The sequence below is a fragment of the Actinoallomurus vinaceus genome, from assembly GCF_039542055.1.
Classification (GTDB): Bacteria; Actinomycetota; Actinomycetes; order Streptosporangiales; family Streptosporangiaceae; genus Actinoallomurus; species Actinoallomurus vinaceus.
Map to the genome: position 1 here is coordinate 23946 of NZ_BAABHK010000002.1, position 25733 is coordinate 49678.

Here is a 25733-nt window from a genome sequence, read left to right on the forward strand (position 1 = left end):
CGGGTCGGGGAGCCGGGGGTGTCGGGCGGACGCAGGTCGGGGCACAGCGCAGCGAGGAAACAGGATGCGACAGGTAACGCGGGAGTTCCAGCAGAGGGCCGAGGAGGCCGATTTCGTCGCCGTCATCGACGACAGTGGCCCCCACATGGCCCGGGAACTGCTCGACGAGGCGGCCCGGCTGGCCGGAGCACTGTCCGCCGCCGCGGGCGGCACCGTCATGCTCCAGGCCGACAACTCATGGCGCACCGTAGCCGCCACCCTCGCCGTCGGCCTGCGGGGCGGGACGCTCGCGGTGGTCAACCGGCACACCACCCCTCACGAGTTCGCCACCGCCTGGGAGGACATCCGCCCGGACGCCGTCGTCGCCGAGCCCTCGGCGATGGAGGAATGGGCGGTGCACGATCTGCTGCCGGCCTCGGCGGGCACGGTGCTCGACGGCTGGAAGCCGCGGTCCGCGTCCCGGCCGAGCGACGTGTCGCGGTGGTCGGGCGGTGTCCTGATCGGTCTCACCTCGGGATCGACCGGGCGGCCCAAGGGCGTCGTCCAGTCCGAGGAGGCCCTGCGCTACGCCACAGCGAGCACCATCGGCATCAACGGGCTGTCCCGCGGTGACGCCATCGCCGCGATCGTGCCGCTGTCCTCGACGGCGGCATACTGCTTCGGCGTCTACCTCGCCCTGCTGCTGGGCGGACCGCTCGTCCTGACGCGCAAGTGGGACCGCGCCGTCGTGCTGGAGCGGATGGCCGGCGCTGATGTCCGCTGGACCATGTGCGTCCCGACCATGGCGCTGCAGATGGGAGGCGAGGCCGCAGGCTCCAGGGTCCTCCGCCGTGCCCGGTCGATCACCGTCGGCGGCGGGCCCATGGACCGCGGAGCCCTCGCCCGCGCCGAACGGTCCCTGGGCACCAGGATCCTGCGGGTCTTCGGCATGTCCGAGTGCCTCGGACACACCTCCCCGGGTCCCGGGGACCCCGAGGAGATCCGGCTCGGCAGGGACGGGCGGCCCTTCCCGGGGACCGACGTTCGCGCGATCACGCTCGACGGGCGGGTGGCCGGCCCGGGCGTGACCGGCCGGGCGCAGGTGCGCGGCCCCTCCCTCTTTCTCGGCTACGCCCGCGACGGGCGTGTCCACCCGCCCGAGCTGACGGCGGACGGCTACTTCCCCACCGGCGACCTGCTGATGACCCATGAGGACGGCACCATCACCATCATGGGCCGGGAGAAGGACGTCATCATCCGCGGCGGCCGCAACATCGACATCACCGAGATCGAGCGTGCCATCGCCGGCTGTCCGCGGGTGGCGTCGGCGTGCGTCGCGGCAGTCCCCGACGAGGTGCTCGGCGAGCGCGTCGCGCTGCTGGTCGTCACCGAGGACGGCCGTGACATCTCGCTGCCCGAGGTGACCGGATACCTGGAGAGTGCCGGCCTGTCCAAGGGCAAGTGGCCCGAGTACGTCTACAGCGTCGCGGAGCTGCCCCAGACCAAGGTCGGAAAGCTCGACCGGGCCGGGGCCCGGGACCTGGCCGCCCGGCTGCGCGACCGCGCGGCCGATCCGGCCTGAGGCGACGGAACGTTGACGGCACGGCATCCCGCCGGCGGATCGCAGCGGTGTCCCGGGAGAGAGGAAAGGCGATGACGGCGCGGTTCGACCGCGGGGCATGGGCGACGCCGGGAGTTCAGACTCTGCGGCCCGGAGTCCACCGCATTCCCCTCCCGCTGCCCGGCGACGGCCTGCGCGCCGTCAACGTCTATGTTCTGGAGAACCCGGCCGACGACGGCGGCATCGTCATGATCGACGGTGGATGGGCGATCCCCGAGGCGCGCAAGGCGCTCGAGCAGGGTCTGGCCGCCATCGGCCGGGACCTCGGCGACGTCGGCCACATCCTGGTCACGCACATCCACCGCGACCACTACACGCACGCCGTGGAACTGCGCCGGCTGCTGGGCTCACGGGTCTACCTGGGCATGGGGGAACGCCCGGGCCTGGAGATGCTCCACCGGCTGCGCAGCGACGTACCGGCGAGCTCCCTCGCGACGCTGCGCCGGGCTGGGGCCGGGGACCTGGCCGACCGCATCGGTGCGATGGATCACGGCGGCTACGATCCCGCCGTCTGGCAGGCCCCCGATCGCTGGCTCGGCGCGGAGGCCGTCCGCTTCGGCGACATCGGGCTACAGGTCGTACCGACGCCCGGACACACCAGGGGACACGTCGTCTACCTGGACGAAGCGCGTGGGCTGCTGTTCTCCGGGGACCACGTCCTGCCGCACATCACCCCGTCCATCGGCTTCGAACTCGCCGAGTCCGGCGGCCGCCCGCTCGCCGACTACCTGGACTCGCTCCGGCTCATGACCCGGTACGCCGACGCACGCCTGCTGCCCGCGCACGGACCGGTCGCCGACAGCGCCCACGCGCGGGTGACCGAACTGCTCGCGCACCACGACGACCGGCTGGACAAGAGCCTGTCCGCGCTGGGGGAGGAGACGCTCGACGCCCACGCGGTGGCGCGGAGGCTGGGCTGGACGCGTCGGCAGGTGCGATTCGGCGAGCTCAGCGCCTTCAACCAGATGCTCGCGATCAACGAGACGGCGGCGCACCTGGACGTCCTCGTCCTGCAGGGCCGGGCCGGCGTCGCGTCCGTGGCCGGCGTGAACCGGTACACCCGCGTCCGGTGAGCCGCGCGGGCGGCCCGCCGCGCTTCAGCGGGCCGTCCAGCCTCCGTCCACGTACAGTTCGGAGCCGGTGACGAAGCTCGCGTCCTGGGAGGCCAGGAACGCCACCGCCCCGGCGACCTCCTGGGGCCGGCCGAGCCGCCGCATGGGAGTGCCCTCGACCATCGCCGTGTGGCGGGGCGTGCCGCGCCACAGCTCCCGCGAACGCGGGGTCTCGATGAAGCCGGGGTGGATCGAGTTGACGCGTACGCCGCGCTCCGCCCAGTGCAGCGCGGCGTTCTTCGTCATCAGGCGCACCGCGCCCTTCGCCGCGTGGTAGGAGAACTGGCTGCCGAACCCGCCGACCGTACCGAAGATCGACGCGATGTTGACGATGGAGCCGCCGCCGGCGCGTTCGATCGCGGGCCCTCCGTGCTTCATGCCGAGCCAGACGCCCGTCTGGGTGACGGCGATGACCTTGTCCCAGGTCTCCAGGGTCTCGGTCTCGACGGTTCGCATCTCGGCGATGCCCGCGTTGTTGACGAGCACGGACAGGCCGCCGAACTCGGCGACGACACGTTCCATCGCGGCACGCCACCGCTGTTCGTCGGTGACGTCCAGCGGGAGAGCGAGTGCCCTCGCTCCGCCGGCCGCCAGTTCCTTCGCCAGGTCCTCACAGGGACCGGCGTCCACGTCGGTCACCGCCACGGCGGCGCCCTCGGCGGCCAGGCGGCGTACGACCGCCTCCCCGATGCCGCCGGTCGCACCGGTGACCATCGCGATCTGCCCGGACAGTCGGCCGTGCACGGGTCCTCCCTCACTCGGCGTGTCGGTCACGGCAGCAGCTCCAATCCCGAGCGCAGCAGCGCGGGCACCGCCGACCCCACCCGCTCGAATCCGGGGCCGACGGTCCGGCCCGCGAGGTGGCGGGCGTGAATGCCCTCGGCGATGACGGCCAGCTTGAAGTACGCCAGCGCCCGGTAGAAGGTCAGGGCCTCAAGGTCACGGCCGGACCGCTCGGCGTACCGCTCGGCCAGCTCCCGGCCGGATGGGAAGCCGGGGTTGGCGGTCGGGACGTGGCGTACCCCCAGGACCGGCTCGCAGGCCGGCTCCCAGTACATGAGCAGCATCCCGAGGTCGGCCAGGGGATCACCGAGCGTCGCCATCTCCCAGTCCACGACCGCGGCGATCCGCCGGAGGTCGCCGGGTGCCAGGATGACGTTGTCCAGGCGGTAGTCGCCGTGCACGATCGCCGGGGCACCGGCCACGGGGAGGGCCCGGGCCAGGCGGCCGTGCAGTTCGCCGACGCCGGGCAGCGCGCGGGTGGCGACCTTGTCCCACTGACCGCGCCACCGTCGTACCTGACGCTCCAGGTATCCCTCGGGACGGCCGAAGTCGTCCAGCCCGACGTCGGCGGCATCGACCGTGTGCAGGTCCACCAGGACGTCGACGAGCGCCTCGGCGCTGCGCCGGGCGTCGGCGGGGTCCAGCGTGGCCGCCTCGTCGCCGTCGCGCAGCACCGTCCCCTCGACGAAGTCGACGACGCAGAACGGCGCCCCGATCACCGTGGGGTCGGTGCACGACAGCACGGCGCGTGCGACCGGCACCTCGGTATGGCGAAGCGCGGCGACGACGCGGTACTCGCGGTCCATGTCGTGCGCGGTCGGGGTTAGCACGCCCAGCGGCGGTCGGCGCAGGACCCAGCGGTGCGTCCCATCGGTCACCTCGTAGGTGAGGTTGGACCGCCCGCCGTGCATCAGCGTGACCCGGAGCGGCCCCGCGCACTGGGGGACGTGGCGTTCGAAGTAGCGCTGCAGCGCGGGTCCGTCGATGCCGACGGCGGCCATGGCGCCCCCGGGCTCGGTCACCGTGCGGCCCTCCGTTCACGCGCCGCGCGCACCGCGCGTTTGGCGATCGCCCAGCGATGGGTCTCGGAGGGGCCGTCGTAGATGCGGAACGGACGGACCTCCCGGTACAGCCGCGAGAGTGGGAGATCGCCCGAGATGCCGAGCGCTCCGCACACCTGCACGGCCCGGTCGACCACCCGGTTCACCGCCTCGGAGACGTACGTTTTGGCGATCGAGGTGTGCTGGGCGGCCTCGCGTCCCTGGTCCAGCTCCCAGCAGGCCCGCCACAGCACCGCACGGCCGGTCTCGATGTCGATCTCGTTGTCGGCGAGCAACTGCTGCACCATGCCGAGTTCGGCCAGCGGCCCGCCGAACGCGGAGCGGTCCGCCGCGCGGTCCAGGGCGATGTCCTGGGCACGGCGTGCCACGCCGAGCCAGCGCATGCAGTGGGTCATCCGGGCGGGGCCGAGGCGTACCTGCGCGTACGGGAAGCCCTGGTCCACCGCGCCCAGCACCGCGTCGTCGCCGACCTCGCAACCTTCGAGAACGATCTCGCTGTGCCCGCCGAACAGGCCTTGGTCCAGGGTGTCGATGTTCCGGACGATCTTCATGCCCGCGTTGTCGGCGTCGATGAGGAACATCGTCGCGCCGCCGGCGTCTCCGGGAACCCCGCCGGTGCGCGCCATACAGACGGCGAAGGCGGCGCCGTCCGCGCCGCTGATGAACCACTTGCGGCCGTCGATCCGCCAACCGCTCGCGGTCCTGGTCGCGGTCGTGGCGAGCGCGCGCGGGTCGGATCCGGCGCCGGGCGCGGGTTCGGTCATCGCGAAGCACGAGCGCACCTCGCCGGCGGCCAGCGGGCGCAGGTACCGCTCCTTCTGCTCCTCGGTCGCCACCACTTCGAGCAGGTGCATGTTGCCCTCGTCGGGCGCCGCGCAGTTGAGCGCGAGCGGCCCCAGGAGCGAGTACCCCGCGGCCTCGAACACCACGGCCTGGCCGCGCAGGTCCAGCCCGAGCCCGCCCCACTCCTCACCGACGTGGGGGGCGAACACGCCCGCCGCCCGGGCCGCCTCCTGCAGCCGACGTCGAAGCGGCTCCGGCCCGGCGTGGACGTTCCCGTCGGACGCCTGTTCCTCGGGCAGCACCACATCCCGGACGAAAGCGGTGGTGCGCCGCGCGATGTCGGCGGCCCTCTCGTCGACCTCGAAATCGATGGACACCCTCACCCCTGGCCTGGCCATGCGGTCTTGCCGCTGCGAGCGGACGCGTCTACATTCTTCCCAAATTGAACTCAAGTTGGCAAGGGGAGTCCGGTTCGAGCAGGTGGTCCGGCCAACGCCTATCGCTCGAATCGGATTTGGTTTTCGGCGTCGTCGAGCGCGGACGCCGGTCCGGGCCGATCCTCAGAGTCGGCGAGGGAGGGGGTTTCCGGCCTCGCGGATGCCACGGGGGACGTTCACGGTCAGCAGCAGCCCGAAGCCGACGACGAAGAAGACGATCAGCGAGGCGATCGCGGTGCGGTAGCTGTCGGTCCACTGCAGGGCGGCGGCGAACACCAGCGGCCCCAGCCAGCTCGTCCCCTTGTCGCTGAGCTCATAGAAGCCGAAGTACTCCGCCTCACGGTCGCGGGGCAGCAGGTGGGAGAACAGCGACCGCGACAGCGCCTGCGTGCCGCCCAGGACCACCCCGATGGCCGCGGCCAGGGCCAGGAACTGCGCGGCCGACCCGCGCTGCAGCGCGTAGCTCGCCAGCACGACGACCACCCAGACGATCAGGGAGGCCAGCACGACCCGCTTGGTGCCGTACCGTTCGGCGAGGCGGCCCAGCAGCAGCGCCCCGCCGAACGCGACGAACTGGACCAGCAGCACGGCCGCGATGACGTTCGTCTGGCCCAGCTTCAGCTCCTCGGTCGCGAACGTCGCCGACATCGTGATGACCGTCTGCACGCCGTCGTTGTAGACGAGGAAGGCGAGCAGGAACAGCAGGGTCACGGGCCGGTTGCGCACGTCGCGCAGGGTGCCGGCCAGCTGGGTGAACCCGGCGCGTACGGCGGCGGGCAGCGACTCGGCCGCGGGCGCGCGGTGCCGGTTGCGCAGCGTGCGCAGCGGGATGAGGGTGAACGCCGCCCACCAGACGCCGGCCGAGGCCAGGCTGATGCGCACCGCTGCCGCCTTGGTCAGCCCGAAGTCGTCGTGCAGGAGGAACAGCACGAGGTTGAGCACGAGCAGCAGGCCGCCGCCGAGGTAGCCCAGGCCCCAGCCGCGCGAGGACACCGCGTCGCGTTCGTCGGGTTCGGCGATGTCGGGCAGGAAGGAGTTGTAGACGACGTTGGAAGCGCCCAGCGCGAGGTTGGCCACGACGAACAGCGCCGCGCCGAGGAGGTACCGGCCGCCGCCCACGAAGTACAGGCCAATGGTGGCGAACGCCCCGACGTAGGCGAACGCGCCGAGCAGCTCGCGTTTGCGTCCCGTGTGGTCGGCCAGCGCGCCGGCCAGGGGCAGGACGAGGACCTGCAGGATCACCGAAAGGGTGACGGCGAGGGGATAGACCGCCTTGGCCCGGATGTCGGCGCCCAGAGGGTGGACGAACCCGCGGGCGTCGGCCGCGGCCTTGGCCACGTCGCTGAGGTACGGCCCGAGGAAGACCGACACGACGGTGGTGTAGAAGGCGGAGTTGGCCCAGTCGTAGAAGTACCAGCCGTGCTGCTCACGCCGCCGGTCCCGGGGGATGGTGTCGGCGGGGGTGCCGACGGGGGCCAGGCCCACGCGTCCTCCTCGGCCGCCCGTGTTCTCCGGCCCTACGCGGTGGCCGCCGACCACTGCGCGCGGGCGGTCATGACGTCGCGCAGGGCCTCGATGTCATCGGTGATGATGCCATCAACGCCGAGGTCGAGGAGGCGTTCCATGTCGGCGGGGTCGTTGACCGTCCAGACGTGCACCTTTAGGCCGAGGGAGTGTGCGGTCGCCAGGAACGCCTCGGTGACCAGCGGGGTGCGCCCGACGCGCTCGGGGACCTGGGCGCACGGCACGCCGAGCTCGGCCAGGCGCACCAGCCGGCCCAGCGGCCCGCTCACGGACCGGGCGCGCAGCGTGGCCACGCCCAGCGGGCTCAGGGCCGTGCACACGTCGCGGCCGGACAGCAGGCGCATGCGGGCGCGGACGTGCCGGAGGCGCCGGTAGGAGAAGGAGGTGACGCACACCCGGTCCCAGGCGCGGGCGCGGTGCAGGATCTCGGCGAGCGGGCCGATGGCGCTCTCGGCCTTGACGTCGATGTTGAGGCGGGCGGCGGGCCAGGCGGCGAGGATCTCCTCCAGGCGGGGGATCGGCTCGCGGCCGGCGATCCGCGCCTTGGCGACCTCGGAGAAGGCGAGCCGGGCGATCGGGCCGGTGCGGTCGGTCGCCCGGTCGAGGGTGGCGTCGTGGAAGGCGACCAGGACGCCGTCGGCGGTGGCGCGTACGTCCGTCTCGAGGTAGCGGTAGCCCAGGCCGATCGCGCGCTCGAAGGCCGCCAGGGAGTTCTCGCGGCCGTCGGGAGAGCCGCCGCGGTGGGCGAAGGGGATCGGGCCGGGATGGTCGAGATATTCGTACACGGAGCACCTGTCGGATCGTCAGCGGGTTCGGCGGGTGAGGCCACCTTCCAACGTAGTTACCTTACTACGTAAAGGCGGTGGCCTGATCGCCTACGGTTTATCCGCCCGGGCACGGACCGAATCCACCGGCACGAACATCGTCGACCGGCGATTCGCCGCAAGTCGGGCATCTCTTCCACTAGGTTGTGTGTCCGTCGTGGCTCATGGGAGCCGCCGTACCTCCGACCGGGAAGGCTCGTGATCGTGCCGGACACCAGCGCCTACGCGGCGACCTTCGAGATCGTCGATGTGAACAAGGACGGGCGCGTCTCCGCGCCGGAGCTGAAGCTGCTGATGAAGGCCCTGGGGGAGGAGATCACCGACGAGGCGGCCGCCGAGGTCGTCCGCCGGATGGACTCCGATGGCGACGGTGAGATTTCCCTGGAGGAGTTCGCCGCCTACATGTCGCAGGGCTGACCGTCGCCGGGCCCGCCCGCTCGGCGGGCCCTCGATGGTTCCCGGCCGGGCCGTGCCGGAGCTCGCCGGTGTCAGACGGGTAGCAGGGCGAGGGCCTGGTCCCGGGCGTGCGGGATGGGGTCGGGAAAGACGCCCAGACCGTGGGCGACGAGCGCCCCTTCGTGTAGCAGCATGAGCGTACGGCCGGCCCCACCGGGGTCGGCCGCGCCCGCCTCCCGGGCCAGGTCGGTGAACAGGTCGAGCATCCGCTGCTTCTGCCCCGCGATGATCGCCGCCGCCGGATGGGCCGGGTCGGTGATCTCGGCGTGGGCGTTGACCATGCTGCATCCCCGGGGGCTGGTGCCCTCCATCCACTCCTTCGAGGCGTCGAACGCCGCCCGGAGACGGCCGGCGGCCGTGGCGGGCCGGGCCGCGCCGAGACGGTCGCCGAGAAAGGCCCGCCAGCGCTCGTCGCGGTCGGCCAGATACTCCACGACGATCTGGTCCTTGGACCCGAACCGGTCGTAGAGGGTCTTCTTTGTCACCCCCGCCTCGGCGGCGATCAGATCGACCCCGACGGCGTGGATGCCGCGTTCGTAGAACAGCCGGGCGGCGGCCTCCAGGAGCCGGCGCGCCCCGGGCGTCATCGTGATCCGCTCCGTTGTCGTGCGCATGTTGTCCAGAGTACACAGATCGGTATAGTGGCGTTCCCGCGAGGTAAACCGATCTGTATACTGGAGGCCTGTCGTGAACATCCTCCTGGCGGCCGGGTTCGTGCTGTGCTGGAGCTCCGGATTCATCGGCGCCAAGCTCGGCACCGGGACCGCCTCGGCGGTCACGATCCTCACCTGGCGTTTTATCCCCCTGGCGGTGGTCCTGGCCTCCGGGGAGGATCGGAACGGCCAGTAGCGGTAGCAGTCAGCTTGAGGTGAGCTGCCCGGGGATGCGGCCGGAGGCGCGGAGTTCCTGCAGGTCGGGGATGTGGTTGTAGAGAGTGCCGGGGCTGACGCCGAGGATCTTGGCGATCGAGGTGATCGAGTTCTCGGGGTTGGGGAGCATGTCGCGGGCGGCGCGGATGATCTCAGGGGTGGCGACGGTCGGGCGGCCGCCGACCCGGCCGCGGGCGCGTGCGGCGTCCAAGCCCTCGCGGGTGCCGGAAACGATCAGCTCGCGGATGAACTCGGCGAGCGCGGCGAAGACGTGGAAGACGAGCCGGCCGCCGGGGGTGGTGGTGTCCAGGCGCTCGTGCAGCGAGCAGAACCCGATCTCCCGGCGGCGCAGTTCACCGACCATGTTCACCAAGTCCTTGAGGGAGCGGCCGTAGCGGTCGAGCGCGGGGACCACCAGGGTGTCGCCGGCGGCGAGGAAGGCGTGGCAGGCCTTGAGCTCGGGCCGGAGGTCGTCCTTGCCGGACTTCTTGTCGGCGAAGATGCGTCGGCACCCGGCGGCGGTGAGTGCGTCGATCTGGCGGTCGAGCTTTTGCCCGCCGGTGGAGACCCGGGCGTAGCCGATGAGGATCTCGGTGCGGTGGGCGGGTTCGGCGACCAGGAGGTCGAAGACGTCGGGCTCGGAGGGGGTGCTCACGCCCGGGATTCTGTCAGAAAACGGTGTGCCGTACTTCTTGAACAAGCCTGGTTTTTGAAGGAGTTTTTGAAGGCCCTGAGGGGCCGTCGGGCGGTCCGGCTGCTGGTCTTCAGTAAACGATGGTTTATTGAAGCCTCTGTTCTATCGGCGCGCGCCTGAAGGTGTTGGGACGAGGACTTGATGGCCCCTGGGCATCAACGCAAGCCAGCGGGGTCGACCTCGGACTACCGGGTTTGCCGGATCCGATCTTGGAGTGCACACAGATTTCTTGCCATAACTGGTTTGTGATGCAAAGCTGACTGGGTGACAGACGCTTCGATGCCCTTGCAAGGCACGCCTCACGAAGTCCTCGCCGGTCTCGGTGAATTGACCCGCAAGGTCCGAGCCGCTCAGCGCGGCACCTGGTTTCCTCTCCTGCTGCTCGGCGTGCTCATGTTGGGGGGAATCCTGGTCAGCCGCTTCACGTTCCAGGTCCTGACCGTTCCCTGCCCGGCGACCGCCCCCGCCGCAGGCGTGGGCTGTACCGTCGTCAAGCAGGGGTCGCCGCTCTACTGGCCCATCGGGATTGCCCTCGCCTATGCGGCGACGGCGTTCTTCTACATCCGCCGCTCCCGCAACCGCGGCGTCGGCACCCCGGTCCGGCCCTACATCCTCACCGGCATCGCCCTGCTCGGTGTGGTGGCCGCCACCTCCTTCTGGAGCACCCGCCACGGGATCCCGCGGCCCGGTGAACCACTCGACTTCTGGGGCCTACACCTCGACCCCAGCTCCGAGATGACGAGGTTCCTCGAGCGACTCGTGGGGAACGCCACGGCCGTTGGGCTGCCGCTGCTGGTGCTGTCCTGGGTGGAACGCAGCCGGGTCCTGCTGCTGCTCACCGCGGTGTATGTGGCCATCGAATTGGTGCCGCTGCCCACCGGTTGGTCGGGGATCCCCTTCACCTCGCCTTGGTTCTTCCTGCCCCGCTACGCCGTCCCCGGCGTGCTCCTCCTGCTCGGCGCCCTCGGCTTTGGCCTGGCCGAGCTGCCCCGCAGGCGCAATGCGTCATGACCGATCAGCCCGAACAGCACCCCGTCACCGGTCTGGACGACGTGGTCCACCAGCGCGTCCGCCTCGGCATCCTCACCGTCGCCCACCAGGCGCGCCGGGTCGAGTTCGGCTTCCTGCGCACGGCACTCGGCCTCACCGCCGGAAACCTCAGCCAGCACCTCGCCATCCTGGAGAAGGCTGGACTGGTCGATATCGAGAAGGGCTACGAGGGCAAACGCGCCCGCACCTGGCTCTCCCTCACCCCCGCGGGCGACCGCGCCCTGCGGGACGAGGTCGCCCAGCTCAAGCGCCTCATCCACCAGATCGAGCACGGCAGCTCAACCCCGGAGTCCTGATCCGGGCCCCGGCGAACCGTGGTGAGCCGTGAGCGGCTCCCGCCGACGTCCGGCGGACCCGGGCAGCACGCCGAACACCGTCCAAGAAACCCAGGGAGGACACGTGACCATCACACCGGTCACCACGACGGACGTGACGCGCCGTCGCTTGCTCGCAGCCGCGCTGGTGACGGGGGTCGGGGCCGCCGTGCCGATCAGCGCAGCGCGCCAGGCGTGGGCGGCTCCGACCGCCCCCGGTCCGTCGCAGCTCACGCTGCCCAGGCCCACCGGGCCGCACCCGGTGGGCACGGTGCCGCTCCACCTCGTCGACACCTCGCGTCCGGATCCTGTGGCCGGCCCGGGGCATCACCGCGAGTTGATGGCCAGCGTCTGGTACCCCGCTTGCAAGACGAAGGCCCTGCCGCATGCTCCCTGGATGACCCAGGGTGCGCTGCGGGCGTTTCTGGCGGACGTCGGCTTCCCCCTCGATCCCGCCCTCGGCCCACTCACCGCCGCACACGTGGGCGCACCCGTGCACCAAACGGGCCACCGCCTGCCCGTCGTCGTGTACTCGCACGGCGCGGGCAGCCATCGTGGCGACCACACCATCATGGTCCAGGAACTCGCCAGCCACGGCTACGCCGTGGTCACCGTCGACCACACGTACGACGCGTTCAGCGAGTTCCCCGACGGCCGGCTCACCGTTCCGGCAGAGGTCCCGCCGTTCCTGGGGCCCCGGGACTTCGCCACGGACCTCCGGTTCGTGCTCGACGTCGTCGAGGGCCTTGCTGCCGGGCACAACCCCGACGTCGACGGCAGGCCACTGCCCCAGGGACTGCTCGGCGCCCTCGACCCGAGGTGCATCGGCGCGTTCGGCTGGTCGAAGGGTGGCACCGCCACTGCGCTCACTATGCTCGCCGACCAGCGCGTTGGCGCCGGGCTCAGTATCGACGGTCCGATGCAGCCGACCATCACCTCCGACCTGGACCGGCCGTTCATGATGATGACCGCTTCGTTTACCCGGGCCACCATGCCGGACGTCGCCGAGTTCTGGACACACCTTCGCGGTTGGCGGCTGAACATCCAGGCCGACGGGGCCATTCACAAGACGTACGGCGACGACGCGACACTGATCCCGCAAGCGGGCAAGGTCCTCGGCATGACCAACCAGCAGATTCAGGAGATGATCGGCACCCTAGATCCGGCTCGGGCGGTCCGGATCCAGCAGGCCTACCCCCTCGCGTTCTTCGACCTGCACCTGCGACACCGCCGGGGACATCTGCTCGACGGTCCGAGCGTGGCCTTCCCAGAGGTGAAGTTCATCCCGTGAAGCGTCGGACCGCGCAATGCGCGGTCCGACCAAGCCCGCCAGGAATGCCGTCGCCATCCGGGCACGGCCTTCGCAAGTCCGCGCAGCCCTTCCATCGCGTGATCGGCGCTCCTACCGCTCGCCGTCGTCCTCCCCGCCGGTCGAGGGTTCGCGTAGCGGTCTGCGGCCGGCCTCCTGCGGGCGGAAGAACGCGTAGCGGCCGAGGAAGTTGATGTGGTCGAACTGCAGCGGTGACAGGCGAGCCAGCAGGTCGTCGGTGACGGGGAAGCCGTCAGCGGCGAGTTGCTTGGCCGCCCGGTCCAGGTAGAGGCTGTTCCACAGCACCACGGCGTTCAGGGCCAAGCCAAGGGCGCCGAGCTGGTCTTCCATGCCCTCGCGGTAGTTCTGCCGCAGCTCGCCGCGCTGACCGAAGAAGATCCTGCGGGCCAGACGATGGCGGGCCTCGGTGATGTTCAGCTGCTTGCCGATCATGCGGCGGTATCCGTCGTCGGAGATGAACTGCAGCAGGTGCAGGGTCTTGAAGATCCGCCCGTAGTGGGCGAACGCATCACCCAGACCGGTCGGGCGCCCGTCCCGGGACAGCATGCGGATCAGGTCGTGCCCGCGGACCTCACCGAGCGTCAGGGAGCCGGCCACCCGCAGCATGTCGCCCCAGTGCGCCCGGACCCGGTCCAAGCGCACCGTGTGCCGGGAGACCTCCTGCAGCGGCCCGTAGTCTGCGCTGGCGTGGGTGCGCCACAGCCGCGCGTCGGAGATGTCCGCGATCCGCGGGGAGAACTGGTAGCCACAGATCGCGAACAGCCCGAACACGATGTCGCTGTAGCTGGCGGTGTCGGTGACCACGGTTTCCGGCTTCGGTCCGCCGTCGCGGCCCAGCAGCGCGTCCAGGATGAACAGCGAGTCGCGCAGCGTGCCGGGCACCACCACTCCGCCCAGGCCCATGACCTGGTCATTGACCACGTTCAACCAGGTGGCGCCCTTCTTGCGAAGGCCGAAGTAGAGAGGGCTGTAGCCCGCGTGGATCGTCTGGACCGGCACGGTGAAGCGGACCCCGTCCGCAGAGGCGACCAGCCCGCCGCCCCAGGCCCGGACGATGTCCACCTTGGCCTGCGCGCCGATGAGCATCCCGTTGGCGGCGCTGATGGTCTCGGCCCGCAGGTAGCCCTGGTCGACCTGGACCAGCCGGGCGCGGGTGAGCGCCGGCACGTTCGGCTTGGCGACCGGGGTCAGGCCGACGTTGCAGGCCTCCGCGAGCAGCAGCGCGCACACGCTGACCTCGAAGTCGTCCATGTGCGGATCGGCGCCGGAGATGTGGGTGAACGCGGTCGTCATGCCGGTCAGCTCGGCGACCTCCAGCAGCAGCTCGGGGAAGTCGACCTTCGGCAGCATGCTGTTGGCCAGCTGCCGGAAGGCCGGCATCAGATTCGGCTCGGGGGCGGGGCCGAGGCGGTCCAGCTGCAGCTTGCCGTCCTTCACCGTCACCGCGCTGTTCGTCGGCAGCCCGGCGACGACCTGGTGGTAGGCGCCGTGCAGGGCCGAGGCGAGTTCGGCCAGGTGCGCGGCCGGCTCCGCCTCGAGCCCGAGTGCGGTCAACACGGTCGGCTCGGCCGTCTCCCAGCGGTCACCCGCCAGCAGTTTGGCCCGCGGGTCGCCCCACCGGTCCCCGTCCCTGGCGAACACGTCCCGGCGCCGAAGCGCCCGGTGCAGGTGCTCCAGCACGCAGAACGAGTACGCCGCCTTCTCCACGCAGCCCGGCTCGACATCCGGGTTGGCGAACACCAGGCGCCGCCACGAGCCGGTCACCAACTGCTGGTCGACCTCGGACGCGGCGACCTTGCGCTGGCCGACCAGGTGGGGCAGCTGCTTGAGCGCCTTCACCACCGGAGCCCCGGCCTCCACCGCGCCGAAGTCCACGGTGTCCACCAGCAGCCGGATGAAGCCGCGCACCGTGCCGTACCGGGAGGCCAGCGCTGCCCGCCACTCCGCGTCCTCGTCCCCGTCGCCGTCCGGCACGCACTCGGCGATCACGCTCAGCGCCTCCGCGAGCTTGGCGCGCGGCACTACCTTCTCGATCGCCTCCCAGGCGTCCAGCACCGATACCGCCTCGCCGTCTAGGGTGGCGGGCGCGGTGCCCAGCAGCACCTCCACCGCCTTGGCCACCCGTCCAGCCGCCTTCTTCAGCTTCGGCAGGCTCTTGAGCTTCTCCTCTCGTCCGATCCGCTCGGCCCGCGCCAGCAGCCGGCTGCCCATCAGGACGTCGAGCAGGTCCAGGGCGTCGTCCACCGAGGCGGTCTCCAGGTGCCGGACCGTGGCCAGCATCGTCGCGGTCTTCCGGGTCTCCTCCAGGTCCCGCAAGGTAGGCGCCTTCGAGCCCAGCCCGTACCGGGCCAGCGCCGCCATCCGCGCCGACGGCACCCCGCCCATCTCCACCCGGCCGGCCCCGAGCGCCCGCACTTCCCGGGCGCGGTCCAGGGCTTCGCGCATTGCCGTGCCCGACACCCGCACCGGCCCGGTCCGCAGCCGCTCCAGCTCCGAGACCCGCTTCCCGGGCGGCACCTTCAGCAGCTCGCGCATCGCCTGCCGCAGCTCGCTCGGCACCGCCTCGTCCAGCGTCCGGTACAGCTCGGCCAGCTCCTGGGCCCGTGTCTCGGCCACCAGCCGGGTCAGCGTCGTGATCCCCGGCAGCAGCACCCGGTTGTCCACCAGCCACACCACCGCCCGGTCGAACAGCGCCCGCGGCCCCTCCACCGACGCCCACACCCGCGCCGCCAGGAAGGCGCGCACCTCCTGCTCCGCCTCGCCGAACTCGCGGTAGCCGAACGCGTCCCGGATCTCCCAGGCATGCTCGTAGCGGCTCTGCTTCCGCACCCCGTACCCGGCCCACTCGGACGCCTCGACGCCGAGCTGCTCGGCCGCGAACCGCACCACCACGGCCGGCACCACCGCCAGGTCCTCGGTCGGGAACACCCCAAGCATCCGCACCGAGCCCCACAGCACCGTGAAGCCGAGCCGGTTCGCCGGCGACCGCTTCGAGCGGGCAGCCTCCAGCCCCGGCACGTCAAGGCGGAAGAACTGCTCCAGCTCACCGGGCGTCGGCTCGGCCGCGAACCGGCCATAGCGGGAGACCTGATCGTCAGACAGGAAATCAACTGGCATGAGCCGGAACGTAGGGCCGCTGACCAGCGCAGATGGCCCGGTTCACCGAACCGGAATCAAGATCGGTCCGTTGTCGCTACTGGCCGTTCCGATCCTCCTCAGAGGCCGTCCTGCTCGCCGTCGCCGCCGCCCGCGGTGCCTGGCGGGGCCTGACGAGCCGGGAACTGGCCCGCCAGGCCCTGATCGGCGCCCTGTCCCAGAGCGGGTACCTTCTCACCGTCTACGAGGCGATCCGGCTCGGGGTCTCCAGCGGCACCACGGCGCTGATCGACGGCACCCAGCCGCTGGTCGTCGGGGTGCTCTCCGGCCCGCTGCTCGGCCGTCCCGTCGCGCGTCGGCAGTGGCTCGGCCTGTGCCTCGGCGTGACCGGCGTCGTCATCGTCACCGCGGCCGACGCCACCGCCCGCACCGGCGTGCCCGGGTGGGCCTACCTGGTGCCGTTCGCCGGCATGCTGTCCCTGGTGACGGCGACGTTCGTCCAGGGTCGTTCCCGGACCGAGGTCGCCCCGGAGGTCTCCCTGACCGTGCACTGCACCGTCAGCGCCCTGCTCTTCACGGCCCTCGCCGTGGGCACCGGGGCCGTCGTCCCACCGGCGGCGCCGTCGTTCTGGGGGGCGGTCGCCTGGCTGATCGCGCTGCCCATTTCGGCGGCTACGGCCTGTACTGGGTCACGCTGCGGCGCTCGGGCGTGACGGAGGTCAACACGCTGATGTTCCTGATCGCGCCGGTCACGGCCGTGTGGGGCGCACTGATGTTCGGTGAGCCGTTCGGCATGCGGACCGCGATCGGCCTGGCGACCGCCCTGGCCGCGGTCGCCGTCGTCCGCGCTACGGCCGTGCCATCATGCGGACAGCGGTCGATGCGGAAAGGCATGGGAGAGGCGTGACGGAGAGGCGGTATTTCGAGAAGAGCAGCGGCGGTGTCGTGCGGCACTGGCAGATCGAACGCGACGGCATCCGCTGCCGCATGGCCTGGGGGCAGGCGGGCGGCCGGACTCAGGCGGCCAGTATGACGCTCGACGACGAGGCTCACGCCGAGCGGCACTTCACGATGAAGATCAGCGAGAAGAAGCGCCAAGGGTACGTCGAGGTCGCACCGGACCCCGCTGCCGAGGCGGCCGAGGCCGAAGCGGACGCCAAGCTGCTCGACGTGGACCCCCACTGGGCGGACCACGAGCCGGTCGAGGGCCACGAACGGGTGTTCTCGAAGCTCTACGACTTCCAGGGCGGGCCCGGCCCCTTCTTCGAATACCTCGTCCTGAGCGAGGACGAGCGCCGGGGCCTGCACGTCATCGTGAAGAAGCCCGGCCACGACCCCGGCGCTGTATCGGCCTTCCTCGACTTCATCCGCCCCCGCCTCGAACTGGCCTTCGACGGCCGGTCCCACCACAAGGTCCCCCTGCCTTCCCCCATCGGCCAGTTCGATCACGTGCTGTTCTGCGCGCCCTCCCTGTGCCGCAACCGGTCCGGTGGCCGGCTCGGCGCGGCCTACCCGATCCTCGACTGTGAGATCGGTGACGAAGACACCGAGACGCTGGTCGAGGCGCGGCTTGAGGGAAGAGACTCGATGCCCTCGACCACCTGGGACCGTGAGCCCTTTCCCGTGATCGACCTGAGATTCGACCTGCGAAGCGAGAACGGCTTCGAGGAACTCGGCGGCACCCCGTCGGTACGGGAGAAGACGTTCAAGGTCTACCGGCGATCGATGCTGGAACGCGGGATGCGGCTCCTCTCGGAGGCCCTGCCCGGCAGCCGGCTGGAGATCCGTAACCACCGGCGTGAGGTCCTGACGCTCACGCGGCCGGACCTCACGCGGGAGACCCCCGCCGAGATCGACCGATTCCTGCTGGGCGACTCCGCCCGGGCATGACCAGGGCAATGGCCTGGGGCCGGCGCGCGTACGGCCGGCGGGCGTAGGGGGCGGCGGGGCCGGCGAAGCCGCAGCTCAGGAGGTCCGGGTGTGGTGGTCCAGCAACCGTACCCTGGCCAACAGCTGACGCTCCGGCCCGGAAACCAGACCCGAAGTGCACGGCTCCGCAACCCGTAGCCCGCACCGGACCGGCGTCAGAGGTGCGGGATGGGGACGCCCGCGGAGCGGAGCTTGGTCTCGATGAGATCGGCCATCCGGGCCCCGGCTGGTGACTGATTGCCAAAGCGGCTGATGAGCCGGTACCGGGTCGCGGCCTCGGTGCGGGCTTGCAGGCCGGTCACGGTCTTCAGCTGTGCGGGGTTGGCGAGGTAGTGGTCGGCCATGGCGGTGGCGAGCTCGGCGATGCGCGGGTCGTCCGGTTCCCAGGACGCGGCTTCGGCACCGCGCTTGATCAAGGCGACGAACCGGGTGTCTTGGAGGGCGTGCTCGATATGGGTGAGGTAGTCGTCGAAGCCTTCTGGGACCAGGGCCTTGGCCAGCACCCAGCCCTTCCTGGTGGCCGCCACCTCGTCCGCGGTGAAGCCGAGGCCGGCCATCCGCTCCAGCAGCGCCACAGCGCGGTCGGGCAGGAGAGCCCGGTCGCCATCGGCGAGCCGGTGCAGCGTCTCACGCCGTGCGATCAACTCCTCGATCCGTTCGGTGAGCTGCCGCTCGACGTCGGCGAGCGCGGCGGCGAACAGCGCGGCGTCGGCGTCGAGCAGGGGCCCGATCTCGGCCAGCGGCACCCCGGCGGCGGCCAGCGTCCGGACCTGCACCAGCCGCAACAGGTCGGCCGGCCCGTACCGCCGGTAACCGGAGCTGTCGCGTTCCGGCTCCTCGACCAGGCCGAGCTTGTGGTAGTGCCGCACCGTCTTCACCGTGACGCCGACGAATGCCGCCGCCTGCCCGATCGTGACTCCGTCCATCTGCAAATCCTGCCTTGGTGCTCAGTCCGTCGGCTGAGCCGGATCGGCCTGCCCACCGCGGAACACCTCGTTGACGAGCCTTTGCTGGGCGTTCTGGAATGCCCCGCCTATGGACAGGTCGGCGTCGTCCACGCAGTTCAGCGCGGCGGTCAGGGTCTTGCTGCCGTCGGGTGTGCTGTACATCAGCGCCGCATGGCCAACGGCGGCGCCGTTGTGGGAGATGACGGTGCCACCGCCGTCGGTGTTCACCACGAACACTCCAAGGCCGTAGTCCATGTTCGGGATGCCCGTCGGGTACGGGGTGCACATCTCGGCCAGCAGCGGGGCCGGCAGGAGCTTGCCGCCCAGCAGCGCGGAGATGAACGTGTGGAGGTCCTGGGTGGTCGAGATCATGTCGCCGCCGCTGGAGATCCAGGAGGGGTTCTGGCGGGTGATGTCGATCGTCTTCTGCTCGCCGGCGTCCTCGTACCGGTAGTAGGCGTGGGCGTGCGGTTCGGGAATTTCCGGTGAGGCGTCGGGCACCACGGTGCCCGACAGCCCGAGCGGCCCCAGGATCCGTTGCTGCATCTCCTCGGCGACCGAGCCGCCGGTGACCTTCTCGATCAGCAGCCTGGCCAGCACGTAGTTGGTGTTGGAATAGCTCCAGCCCGTCCCCGGCTCGAACCGCGCCGGCTTGGACAACGCCAGCTCCACCAGCTCCTGCGGCCGGTAGGTCTTGAACCGGTTGTCCATCCACTCTTTGCCCGTGGTGCCGTAGGGGATGGGGATCCCCGGCGCGACCTTCCCGTCGTCGTAGACCTCGCCGCTGAAGTTGAACACCCCGCTGGTGTGCTGCAACAGCATCCGCACCGTGATCCGCTCGTCCAGCCCGAACTCGGGCAGGTAGTCCGCCGCCGGGGTGTCCAGCCCGACCCTGCCCTCGGCCACCAGTTGCAGCACCAGGGTCGCGGTGAAGGTCTTGGTGTTGCTGCCGATCCGGACATGCCCGTTCGTCGGCGGCTTCGCGGCCCCGCCCAGCTCGGCCGCCCCGGCACTGCCGACCCACTCGCCCCGCTCATCGTGCACGCGCAGCGACACCCCGACGAAACCGGAAGCGGCGATCTCCTCGATCGCCTTCTGCAGCTCCGGGCGATCCTGCCCGGCAGCAGCCACCGGCGCAGCCCCGCTGTCCGCGGTGGCCACCCCAGCGGCGTCGAGGGCGGCGGTGATCTTGCGGGCCATCTCGGCCGTGGTGGCGCTGGGCTTGTCCGGGTGGACCTGGGCGGCTTCGATGGTGAGGAGGATGGTGCTGCGGAAGTTGTCGGCTTCTGCCGGAGCCTGCTCGCCGAGCAGCTTCATGGCTGCGGTCAGGGCAGGCAGTACCCGGTCGGAGAGTTCGGCGACGGTCTTGCCCTTCAGCTCGACGTCCTTGGCCTTCGCGGTGAGCACGTGCCCGACCAGACCGGTCGCCGACGTCAGGGCGATGGAGGCATTCGTGGCGGCCTTGCGGGGCGAGCCGGTGGCGGCGGCCATCAGCGACAAGGCACCGTACGCGGCGGTCCGCAGGGTGCTCTTGTCCTGGTCGGAAAGGGCGATGGACATGGGTGGTCTGCTCCTTCAAATCTGCTGTGTCCGGTCGGCGTCGTGCCGGTGCGACGAGCTTCCACCCTGACCCGAGGTCAACCTCAACCGTGATCTAGCTCACAGCTACGCCATCCTGGCCCGGAGCTCGGCGAACCCGACGACCGCGCCGGTCCCCACGAGACCCTGCCCGTCGAACACACTGACAATGCGCTCCTCGCCATCGGGGTCAAAGACCTCGCACGAGGTTCCGAGTCGGTCAAAACCGCGTTCCGGGACCGGCCACTCCGCGTCGGACAGCCCGTCGGGAACGCTGTCCACGCAGACGTTCACCAGGTGCTTGAGCCAGAATTCACCGCCGATGGTGCCGTCCGCCGCCCACCAGTAGCAGTGCAATTCGTTGTACCGGTGAAAATTACCGGCCATGAGCGGAGCAAGATGGACGCCCGCAGCCTTCCGGATCACCTCAAGCGCGTGCCCCGGTCCGGTCAGCCACGTGGCGAGGGAACCCTCCGACGCGTGGTGAACCGTGATTCCCTCGGTCGAGCGGAGCTCGGCGACAATGGCCGCCGGCCGGTCCTCAAAATCGGCCACGCAACCCCGTCTTCCTGTGCTGACCAGGGATAACGCGGCTGCGTGTACCTGGTGACAGCTTCGTTAAGGACGGGCCCATTCGCGGCGGCGGGCCTCGGCCAGGGCGATGGCGGTGGCGACGGCGACGTTGAGGGAGCCGACCCGGCCGATCTGGGGGATGTAGGCGACCGTGTCGGCGGCGGCGAGCAGGGCGGGGGAGCAGCCGTGGTCCTCGCCGCCGACGGCCAGGCACACGTCGCCGTCGAGGGGCGCCTCGTGCAGGGGCACCGCGTCACCGGTCAGCTCGATCGCCACGATCCGGAAGCCGTCCTCGCGGGCGGCGCGCACGGCGTCGGCGATCGGGACGGGCTCCTCCCAGGCGATGAGGCGTTCGGTGCCGAGCGCGGTCTTGCGGGCGTTGGGGTGGGTCGGGGGAGTGGCGTTGCCGGCCAGCCACACGTGATCGACGCCGAACGCCGCCGCGGACCGCGTGATCGAGCCGATGTTGAACGGCTGGGTCACCGACTCGATGAGCAGCCCGAGGCGGTCCTCGGTGCGCCGCCGCCACGTGCGGTTGAGGCGCTTGACGTCGGTGGGGCGCAGCTGCCGGCGCGCGTCGGTGTTCACGTTGGGTCCTTCGGGTCGACGGCCAGGACGCGGTACCCGGCGCGGGAGGCGATGCGGTCGGTGGGGTGGCCCTGGTCGGTCAGCCAGCGCTGAAGGGAGTCGGAGCCGAGGTTCTTCTGCACGACCAGGTGGGCGCGGCCGCCGGGGGCGAGCCGGGCCAGCCAGGTCTGCAGCAGGGCGTGCAGGGCCTGCTTGCCGATGCGGATCGGCGGGTTCGACCAGATCGCGGCGAACCGCAGCGCGGGGTCGATCCGGTCGGCCAAGCTGAACCTTACATTGTCAAGGCCGGCGGCTTGCGCGTTCCGCTCCGCGATGGTCAGGGCACGCTCGTTCACGTCCACGCCCCAGACCATCGCCTGCGGCGATCGGCTGGCCAGGGTCAAGGCGATCGGGCCGTACCCGCATCCGAGGTCGAGCAGGTCCCCGCTGGGCGGGGGAGGTGGCACGGTCTCCAGCAGGACCCGGGTGCCCAGGTCGACGCGGTCGGGGGAGAACATCCCCCGGTCGGTGGCGAGCCGCAGGTGAAGATCGGGCAGGACGAGGTCGACGGTGCCCGGTCTGCTGCCGGCCTGCGGCTGTCGCGCGAAATAGTGCTCCCCCACGTCGGCTGACCGTACCAGCGTTCGGGGTGGGGTCGGCCTCAGGGACGGCTCGGGGGAATCCCCGATGGCCTTCGCCGCCCCCGGGGCGCATCATCACGATATGACGTACGAACCGGATGTACCGCGCCGCTCGGAGTCGACCTGGATCGCCATGTCGGCGGCCTCCGAGGGCCCCTGGGTGGCCGCACTGGCCGGGGGAACGGCGGTGGGCCTGGCCGACTTCGCCCTGCATCTGCTGGGCTGGCATCCGACCCTGGCCGGCCCGCTGGCCCTGGGCCTCTCGGTGTTCTTCCTGATCGGCGCCGGCGGCGCGCTACTGCGCCGCGGCTATGACCGCGCGCGGGCGTGGGCGCAGCAGCACCCATGGTCGTACGCCGCGGTCCCAGCCGTGGGCACGGCGGTCACGGTGTTCGCGACCTACCTGTTCCTGTCGGCGCAGGGACTGTTCGGCAGCCTCTGGGAGGGACTGTCGGACGGGCTCGGTGTCCTGGTCCTACTCGGGATCATCGGGTACGTCGCGCGCGGCGTCCGCCCGGCCTCCCGGCGCGGCTGAGCGCCCTCGCACGGGCGGCCTCGCGACCGGGCGTGGTCACCTCACCGGCGCGTGTGCGTCCGGGGTTCCTGGCGGCGGGTCAGGGCAGTCGCTGGAACCACACCAGGGACAGGCCGCCGGCCGCCAGGGCGAGCAGCAGCGCGATGAAGATGTACTGGGAGGCGGCTTCCTGGCGTTCGATGCGGAATCCGAGGGAGCTGCCGATGTGCTTATAGACCTCCGACAGTTCGCCGCCGGCCTGCGCTTCGTAGGCCTTGCCGGAGGTGTCGGTCGCGAGGTTCTTCAGGGTGGTCTTGTTGACCTGCACCGGCACGGTCTCCCCGTCGATGTCGACGGTGCCGTACGGGGTGCCGAACGCGATCGTCGAGACGGGCACCTTGGCGGCGCGGGCCGCGGCGGCGGCCTCGGTGACGGATCGGCCGCTCTGGTTGTCGCCGTCGGACAGCAGGACGATGTGGGAGGGCGGGGGGTCCTGGTTGGCGCGGGCGTCGAAGGAGCGGATGGACTGCAGAGAGGTGAAGACCGCCTCCCCGATGGCGGTGCCCTTGCCGAGTTGGAGCCCGTCGATGGCGTGGCCGACGGCCTCGCGGTCGAAGGTGGGGGCGACGACGGCGGAGGCGCTGCCGGAGAAGCTGACGAGGCCGACGTTGAAGCGGATCGGCAGGTCCTGCACGAACTTCCTGGCCGCGGACTTGGCGGCCTCCAGCCGGGTGGGGGACACGTCGGTGGCCTTCATCGACAGGGACACGTCGATGGCCACGATGATGGTGGCGCGTTCGCGTGGGACCTTGACGGGTTTGGCGGGCCGGGCGAATCCGACGGTCATCAAGATGATGGACAGCAGGAACAGGGTGGCGGCGACGTGGCGGCGCCATCCGGGGCGGCGGGGGGCGACCTGGGACAGCAGTGCCAGGTTGGTGAAGCGGACGGCGGCCTGCCGGCGGCGGGCCTGCATGAGCAGGTACGCGCCGATCAGGAGCGGGACGAGGGCCAGCAGCCACAGGCGGCCGGGGGACAGGAAGGTCACGGGCGGCCTCCTCGCGGCTGCGGCCGCCCGGCGACGCGGCGTTGCTGCAGCGCGAAGCGGGCGACGTCGGTGATCCAGTCACGGTCGGTGCGCAGGGTGAGGTGGCCGGCGCCGCAGGAGCGGAGCGCGCCGCGGATGCGGGCGCGCTGGGCGGCTGCGGCTTCGACGTAGGCGGCGCGGACCTTCGCCGACAGGATGATCTCGTGGGTGTCGCCGGTCTCCGGGTCGGTCATCATGACGGGGCCGACGTCGGGCAGGTCGAGTTCGCGGGGGTCGATGATCTCGACGGCGATGACCTGGTTGCGGACGGCGAGCTGGCGCATGGGGCGTTCCCAGGACAGTTCCCCGCCGGGGGTCTCCTGCCGGTCGAGGAAGTCGGAGATGACGACGCGCAGGCCCCGTTTGGTCTGGCTGCGGGCCAGGCCGGAGAGGGCGTCGGCGAGCCGGGGCCCGTCGGGGCCCGCGGTGCCGCGGGGGGCGTCCAGGAGTGCCTGCAGGAGGGTGTAGGTGGCGATGCGGCCGGTGCGGGCGGGCCAGCGGCGGATCTGCCCGCCGTGCATGATGTGGGCGCCGAGGCGGTCGCCGAGCCGGGCGGTGAGGAATCCGACGGCGGCCAGGGCGGCGACGGCGAGGTCGCGTTTCTCCATGCGCGCGGTGCCGAAGTCCATGCTCGGGGACAGGTCGACCAGCGCCCAGGTCTCCAGCTCGTGGTCGGCGATCAGGTCGCGGACGTGCGGGGTGGTGGTGCGGGCGGTGACGGACCAGTCCATGTGGCGGACGTCGTCCTCGCCGGGCTGGTACAGGCGGGCTTCGGCCAGGTCGCTGCCGGGGCCGGGCAGCAGGCCGAGGTGCTCGCCATGCAGGAGTCCGTCGAGGCGGCGGGTGACCTTCAGTTCCAGCCGTTTGAGTGATTGCTCGGGGACGAGCCGGGTGAGTTTCGGCGAGCGGGTCATGACGCGTGCTGGTGGTTCCAGACGACCCGCGGGGGCGGGACGGTGGCCAGGATCCGCTCGACGATGCCGACGGGGTCGACGCCGTCGGCGACGGCGTCGAAGGACAGCAGGATGCGGTGGGACATCACGTCGACGGCGACGGCGCGGACGTCGTCGGGCAGGACGTAGTCGCGGCCGCGCAGGAGGGCCAGGGCGCGCGCGGAGGCGACGAGGCCGAGGGTGGCGCGGGGGCTGGCGCCGATCTCGATGACGCCTTTGAGGTCGGGCAGGCGGTACTGCTCGGGTTCGCGGGTGGCCATGACGAGCCGGACGATGTAGTCGGCGACGAGTTCGTGGACGGCGACCTCGTCGGAGGCGTGCTGGAGGGCGATGAGGCTGTCGGCGTCGAGGATGGGGGCGGCGTCGGGTGGGTCGACGCTCATGCGCTGCAGGATCTGCATCTCCTCGCTGGCGCCGGGGTAGGCGACGTTGACCTTCATGAGGAACCGGTCGCGCTGGGCCTCGGGGAGGGGGTAGACGCCCTCGGACTCGATGGGGTTCTGGGTGGCGATGACGACGAAGGGCCGGGGGAGGGGGTGGGTCTTGCCGCCGAGGGAGACCTGGCGTTCGGCCATGACCTCCAGGAGGGCGGACTGGACCTTCGCGGGGGCGCGGTTGATCTCGTCGGCGAGGACGAAGTTGACGAAGACGGGCCCGAGCTCGACGTCGAACTGTTCGGTGGAGGGGTGGTAGATGCGGGTGCCGACGATGTCGGAGGGGACGAGGTCGGGGGTGAACTGCAGGCGGGCGAAGGATCCGCCGACGACGGTGGCCAGGGTGCCGACGGCCAGGGTCTTGGCGACGCCGGGCACGCCTTCGAGGAGGCAGTGGCCGCGGGCGAGCAGGGCGATGACCATGCGTTCGACCATGTGCTCTTGGCCGACGATGACTTTTTTGACCTCCGCAACGCTCTGCTGCAGCAGGGCTGCCGCCTCTTCGATGTCTCCTACGGCGATCGTCATCTGGTCCCTCGGGTCAGGGTCGTGCACCGACGTGCACGACCCTATGCGA

At 71.1% G+C, this 25733-nt stretch carries 27 protein-coding genes; 11 read left to right on the forward strand and 16 right to left on the reverse strand.

From position 1 onward, the window contains the following. The first annotated feature begins 64 nt into the window (after positions 1-64). Both ABEA24_RS06070 and ABEA24_RS06075 read left to right on the forward strand, forming a co-directional pair. The gene (locus ABEA24_RS06070) at positions 65-1561 is read left to right on the forward strand and encodes a class I adenylate-forming enzyme family protein (RefSeq protein ID WP_345429651.1); all 1497 of its coding nucleotides are present in this window, start codon (positions 65-67) and stop codon (positions 1559-1561) included. A 71-nt stretch (positions 1562-1632) separates the two neighbouring features. Beyond that, positions 1633-2673: an MBL fold metallo-hydrolase gene (locus ABEA24_RS06075; protein ID WP_345429652.1), complete on the forward strand. Its 1041-nt coding sequence runs from the start codon at positions 1633-1635 to the stop codon at positions 2671-2673. 24 nt (positions 2674-2697) lie between these two features. Here ABEA24_RS06075 and ABEA24_RS06080 read toward each other — a convergent pair whose 3' ends face one another. From ABEA24_RS06080 to ABEA24_RS06100, 5 genes are all read right to left on the reverse strand, one after another. Continuing rightward, positions 2698-3456, reverse strand: a complete 759-nt coding sequence (locus ABEA24_RS06080) for an SDR family NAD(P)-dependent oxidoreductase (RefSeq protein ID WP_345429653.1) — start codon at positions 3454-3456, stop codon at positions 2698-2700. Positions 3457-3482: 26 nt separating this feature from the next. After that, positions 3483-4496, reverse strand: a complete 1014-nt coding sequence (locus tag ABEA24_RS06085; protein WP_425551162.1) for a phosphotransferase family protein — start codon at positions 4494-4496, stop codon at positions 3483-3485. Between the two features lie 17 nt (positions 4497-4513). Further along, a complete protein-coding gene (locus ABEA24_RS06090) occupies positions 4514-5716 on the reverse strand; it encodes an acyl-CoA dehydrogenase family protein (RefSeq protein WP_345429655.1) in 1203 nt (400 codons plus the stop codon). A gap of 183 nt (positions 5717-5899) precedes the next feature. Then, positions 5900-7261, reverse strand: coding sequence for an MFS transporter (locus tag ABEA24_RS06095; RefSeq protein ID WP_345429656.1), 1362 nt, complete (start codon positions 7259-7261; stop codon positions 5900-5902). 32 nt (positions 7262-7293) lie between these two features. Beyond that, complete coding sequence (locus ABEA24_RS06100) at positions 7294-8085, reverse strand: glycerophosphodiester phosphodiesterase family protein (RefSeq protein ID WP_345429657.1); 792 nt, start codon at positions 8083-8085, stop codon at positions 7294-7296. Positions 8086-8328: 243 nt separating this feature from the next. On the opposite strand from ABEA24_RS06100, the gene ABEA24_RS06105 reads away from it, so the two are divergent. Further along, positions 8329-8541 carry an EF-hand domain-containing protein gene (locus ABEA24_RS06105; protein ID WP_345429658.1) on the forward strand — a complete coding sequence of 71 codons (213 nt, stop codon included), beginning with the start codon at positions 8329-8331 and terminating at the stop codon, positions 8539-8541. Between the two features lie 71 nt (positions 8542-8612). Here the strand turns inward: ABEA24_RS06105 and ABEA24_RS06110 are convergent, their stop codons facing one another. Then, positions 8613-9194 (reverse strand): TetR/AcrR family transcriptional regulator, encoded by a 582-nt coding sequence (locus ABEA24_RS06110; RefSeq protein ID WP_345429659.1) that lies wholly within the window; start codon positions 9192-9194, stop codon positions 8613-8615. A 73-nt stretch (positions 9195-9267) separates the two neighbouring features. Between ABEA24_RS06110 and ABEA24_RS06115 the strand changes: the two genes are divergently transcribed. Beyond that, positions 9268-9429, forward strand: coding sequence for a hypothetical protein (locus tag ABEA24_RS06115; RefSeq protein ID WP_345429660.1), 162 nt, complete (start codon positions 9268-9270; stop codon positions 9427-9429). A 9-nt stretch (positions 9430-9438) separates the two neighbouring features. Here ABEA24_RS06115 and ABEA24_RS06120 read toward each other — a convergent pair whose 3' ends face one another. Next, complete coding sequence (locus ABEA24_RS06120) at positions 9439-10104, reverse strand: recombinase family protein (protein ID WP_345429661.1); 666 nt, start codon at positions 10102-10104, stop codon at positions 9439-9441. 303 nt (positions 10105-10407) lie between these two features. On the opposite strand from ABEA24_RS06120, the gene ABEA24_RS06125 reads away from it, so the two are divergent. From ABEA24_RS06125 to ABEA24_RS06135, 3 genes are all read left to right on the forward strand, one after another. Beyond that, the gene (locus ABEA24_RS06125) at positions 10408-11154 is read left to right on the forward strand and encodes a hypothetical protein (RefSeq protein ID WP_345429662.1); all 747 of its coding nucleotides are present in this window, start codon (positions 10408-10410) and stop codon (positions 11152-11154) included. Then, a complete protein-coding gene (locus ABEA24_RS06130) occupies positions 11151-11489 on the forward strand; it encodes a winged helix-turn-helix domain-containing protein (RefSeq protein ID WP_345429663.1) in 339 nt (112 codons plus the stop codon). The genes ABEA24_RS06125 and ABEA24_RS06130 overlap by 4 nt, the downstream gene beginning before the upstream one ends. 103 nt (positions 11490-11592) lie before the next feature. Further along, positions 11593-12798, forward strand: a complete 1206-nt coding sequence (locus ABEA24_RS06135; protein ID WP_345429664.1) for an alpha/beta hydrolase family protein — start codon at positions 11593-11595, stop codon at positions 12796-12798. 111 nt (positions 12799-12909) lie between these two features. Here ABEA24_RS06135 and ABEA24_RS06140 read toward each other — a convergent pair whose 3' ends face one another. After that, positions 12910-15954, reverse strand: coding sequence for a Tn3 family transposase (locus ABEA24_RS06140; protein WP_345429665.1), 3045 nt, complete (start codon positions 15952-15954; stop codon positions 12910-12912). Positions 15955-15986: 32 nt separating this feature from the next. Between ABEA24_RS06140 and ABEA24_RS06145 the strand changes: the two genes are divergently transcribed. Genes ABEA24_RS06145 through ABEA24_RS06155 form a run of 3 tightly spaced genes read left to right on the forward strand, consistent with a single transcriptional unit; the run spans position 15987 to position 17823 of the window. Beyond that, complete coding sequence (locus ABEA24_RS06145; protein ID WP_345429666.1) at positions 15987-16646, forward strand: DMT family transporter; 660 nt, start codon at positions 15987-15989, stop codon at positions 16644-16646. After that, the gene (locus tag ABEA24_RS06150) at positions 16643-16840 is read left to right on the forward strand and encodes a hypothetical protein (RefSeq protein ID WP_345429667.1); all 198 of its coding nucleotides are present in this window, start codon (positions 16643-16645) and stop codon (positions 16838-16840) included. The genes ABEA24_RS06145 and ABEA24_RS06150 overlap by 4 nt, the downstream gene beginning before the upstream one ends. Continuing rightward, complete coding sequence (locus tag ABEA24_RS06155; protein ID WP_345429668.1) at positions 16837-17823, forward strand: WGR domain-containing protein; 987 nt, start codon at positions 16837-16839, stop codon at positions 17821-17823. The genes ABEA24_RS06150 and ABEA24_RS06155 overlap by 4 nt, the downstream gene beginning before the upstream one ends. 194 nt (positions 17824-18017) lie before the next feature. Here the strand turns inward: ABEA24_RS06155 and ABEA24_RS06160 are convergent, their stop codons facing one another. The 5 genes from ABEA24_RS06160 to ABEA24_RS06180 all read right to left on the reverse strand — a co-directional run bounded on the left by ABEA24_RS06160 (position 18018) and on the right by ABEA24_RS06180 (position 22150). Beyond that, complete coding sequence (locus tag ABEA24_RS06160) at positions 18018-18788, reverse strand: MerR family transcriptional regulator (protein ID WP_345429669.1); 771 nt, start codon at positions 18786-18788, stop codon at positions 18018-18020. Between the two features lie 21 nt (positions 18789-18809). Further along, complete coding sequence (locus ABEA24_RS06165; protein ID WP_345429670.1) at positions 18810-20369, reverse strand: serine hydrolase domain-containing protein; 1560 nt, start codon at positions 20367-20369, stop codon at positions 18810-18812. A 105-nt stretch (positions 20370-20474) separates the two neighbouring features. Next, a complete protein-coding gene (locus ABEA24_RS06170) occupies positions 20475-20942 on the reverse strand; it encodes a hypothetical protein (RefSeq protein WP_345429671.1) in 468 nt (155 codons plus the stop codon). A gap of 63 nt (positions 20943-21005) precedes the next feature. Beyond that, on the reverse strand, positions 21006-21548 hold the full coding sequence (locus tag ABEA24_RS06175) for a TrmH family RNA methyltransferase (RefSeq protein WP_345429672.1): 543 nt from the start codon (positions 21546-21548) through the stop codon (positions 21006-21008). Then, entirely contained in the window at positions 21545-22150 is a 606-nt protein-coding gene (locus ABEA24_RS06180) for a class I SAM-dependent methyltransferase (RefSeq protein ID WP_345429673.1), read from the reverse strand. The genes ABEA24_RS06175 and ABEA24_RS06180 overlap by 4 nt, the downstream gene beginning before the upstream one ends. A 100-nt stretch (positions 22151-22250) precedes the next feature. Here ABEA24_RS06180 and ABEA24_RS06185 point away from each other — a divergent pair, with 100 nt between their 5' ends. Then, complete coding sequence (locus ABEA24_RS06185) at positions 22251-22703, forward strand: hypothetical protein (protein ID WP_345429674.1); 453 nt, start codon at positions 22251-22253, stop codon at positions 22701-22703. Positions 22704-22782: 79 nt separating this feature from the next. On the opposite strand, the gene ABEA24_RS06190 is transcribed toward ABEA24_RS06185, so the two are convergent. From ABEA24_RS06190 to ABEA24_RS06200, 3 genes are read right to left on the reverse strand one after another with little or no spacing between them, the layout of a single operon-like run. After that, positions 22783-23730 carry a VWA domain-containing protein gene (locus ABEA24_RS06190; RefSeq protein ID WP_345429675.1) on the reverse strand — a complete coding sequence of 316 codons (948 nt, stop codon included), beginning with the start codon at positions 23728-23730 and terminating at the stop codon, positions 22783-22785. Next, on the reverse strand, positions 23727-24683 hold the full coding sequence (locus ABEA24_RS06195) for a DUF58 domain-containing protein (protein WP_345429676.1): 957 nt from the start codon (positions 24681-24683) through the stop codon (positions 23727-23729). The genes ABEA24_RS06190 and ABEA24_RS06195 overlap by 4 nt, the downstream gene beginning before the upstream one ends. Next, positions 24680-25684 (reverse strand): AAA family ATPase, encoded by a 1005-nt coding sequence (locus ABEA24_RS06200; protein ID WP_345429677.1) that lies wholly within the window; start codon positions 25682-25684, stop codon positions 24680-24682. Before ABEA24_RS06200 ends, ABEA24_RS06195 begins: the two co-directional genes overlap by 4 nt. Positions 25685-25733 lie beyond the last annotated feature (49 nt).

Excerpts from the sequence above, each read along its gene's own strand:
- ABEA24_RS06110 (WP_345429659.1), bottom strand. The coding sequence starts at position 9,194 with ATGCGCACGACAACGGAGCGGATCACGATGACGCCCGGGGCGCGCCGG.
- ABEA24_RS06145 (WP_345429666.1), top strand. The coding sequence starts at position 15,987 with ATGGCCCGGTTCACCGAACCGGAATCAAGATCGGTCCGTTGTCGCTAC.
- ABEA24_RS06070 (WP_345429651.1), top strand. The coding sequence starts at position 65 with ATGCGACAGGTAACGCGGGAGTTCCAGCAGAGGGCCGAGGAGGCCGAT.
- ABEA24_RS06130 (WP_345429663.1), top strand. The coding sequence starts at position 11,151 with ATGACCGATCAGCCCGAACAGCACCCCGTCACCGGTCTGGACGACGTG.
- ABEA24_RS06185 (WP_345429674.1), top strand. The coding sequence starts at position 22,251 with ATGACGTACGAACCGGATGTACCGCGCCGCTCGGAGTCGACCTGGATC.
- ABEA24_RS06075 (WP_345429652.1), top strand. The coding sequence starts at position 1,633 with ATGACGGCGCGGTTCGACCGCGGGGCATGGGCGACGCCGGGAGTTCAG.
- ABEA24_RS06195 (WP_345429676.1), bottom strand. The coding sequence starts at position 24,683 with ATGACCCGCTCGCCGAAACTCACCCGGCTCGTCCCCGAGCAATCACTC.
- ABEA24_RS06165 (WP_345429670.1), bottom strand. The coding sequence starts at position 20,369 with ATGTCCATCGCCCTTTCCGACCAGGACAAGAGCACCCTGCGGACCGCC.
- ABEA24_RS06160 (WP_345429669.1), bottom strand. The coding sequence starts at position 18,788 with ATGGACGGAGTCACGATCGGGCAGGCGGCGGCATTCGTCGGCGTCACG.
- ABEA24_RS06085 (WP_425551162.1), bottom strand. The coding sequence starts at position 4,496 with ATGGCCGCCGTCGGCATCGACGGACCCGCGCTGCAGCGCTACTTCGAA.
- ABEA24_RS06200 (WP_345429677.1), bottom strand. The coding sequence starts at position 25,684 with ATGACGATCGCCGTAGGAGACATCGAAGAGGCGGCAGCCCTGCTGCAG.
- ABEA24_RS06140 (WP_345429665.1), bottom strand. The coding sequence starts at position 15,954 with ATGCCAGTTGATTTCCTGTCTGACGATCAGGTCTCCCGCTATGGCCGG.